At 45.9% G+C, this 1,334-nt stretch carries 2 protein-coding genes; one reads left to right on the plus strand and one right to left on the minus strand.

Translation table 11 applies throughout. The features are described 5' to 3' along the window. Positions 1-548, minus strand: a 548-nt coding sequence (locus AC1DUA_RS37890) for an HAD family hydrolase (RefSeq protein ID WP_477504611.1), incomplete at its 3' end; no start/stop codon positions are given. Between the two features lie 78 nt (positions 549-626). On the opposite strand from AC1DUA_RS37890, the gene AC1DUA_RS37895 reads away from it, so the two are divergent. Beyond that, positions 627-1,334: alpha/beta hydrolase (locus AC1DUA_RS37895; RefSeq protein ID WP_477504612.1), on the plus strand; the 708-nt coding region annotated here is incomplete at its 3' end.

Consider the following 1,334-nt stretch of genomic DNA (forward strand, 5'->3'; position numbering starts at 1 on the left):
ATGTGTACCTCTGTGCCAAACGCTGCTATTACGGCCTTTTTCAGTGGCTCCAACTCCTCCAGCAAACCAATATATGTGCTAATCAGCGTTCGCAAATGAGGCGGGCAGCTTAGCTCTTTCACTTCACTGAATCTAGGATCATTCGGTCGGCTTGCAGCAAATTGCAAATCCCCTGTTCTAGAAAGCTTTTCATGCAGAACCTTTTCCTGATCTTCATGGTCCAAACCAAATAAGAGAGGAACAAACCCTCTTGACTTTCCAATAGCTAAAATCACTTCTGTTCGTTCCCGGTCAAGAAAGTAACCGTCAATCACGCGTTTATGCACGGGGTCGAATAGCAAGGCCCCATTGTAAAGTACAAGCGGATAGCGCCAAGGAATTTGCGAAACAACAGCCATTGAGCTTTGATAACTCCTTGCTGTTGCGTAGCTGATAACCGTTCCAGCTTCTAGAGCTTCAGTGATTACACGAACACTGTAATCGGATAAGGTTGCATTTGATCGCAGCAAAGTACCATCTAAATCAGTCAAATAATAACCCCTGTTCATCAAACAACCTCCTCAAATGGATTCACTTGACACTTCACCCTATGAATTGATAACCTACTCGGCAAGAGGTGATGAATCGTGAAAGCTTTCAAACGCCACTGGTGGAAAGGTGGGCTTGCTCTTCTTATCATTCTGATGGGATTCATCTATTGGTATTTGAGACCCTACCAACCTAGTCAAATTGCCTTGTCAGCCATGCAGTCTAATGACGAGATCACGGTCAGTGATGAGAAGCAGGTTATACGTTTTGAACCCACAACACCCGTGCAACCCAGCATCATTTATTATCCTGGCGGTCTCGTGAAGCCAGAGAGTTATGCGACCTATGCCCAAGCATTTGCGCAAGCAGGTCATCGTGTTTATATCGTGAAAATGCCTCTGAATCTGGCCATTTTCGGCGGAGAACGTGCTCAGCCGATTATTGCCGCGAAACAACCTGATGAGACATTTCTGCTTGGCGGTCATTCCCTTGGCGGCGTGATGGCAGCTCGTTTTGCAGCTGCGCATGCCAGCGAATTAGAAGGCGTATTCTTCCTTGCTTCCTATCCAGATCCCAAAGGAAGCTTAATTTCGGCTAATTTGCCTGTGTTTTCCGTCGTTGGTTCTAATGATGGTGCCGTCAATATGGCTGCGCTAACAAAAGCAAAAAGTGATTTACCGAATACAGCTGAATATCATACGATCCGAGGGGGAAATCATTCGCAATTTGGCAGCTATGGTTTTCAAAAAGGGGATCATCCTGCAGACATTTCTGCGGAACAACAATTGGATGAGACCATCAAGCTG

It is taken from the genome of Paenibacillus sp. 01T422 (assembly GCF_056398785.1).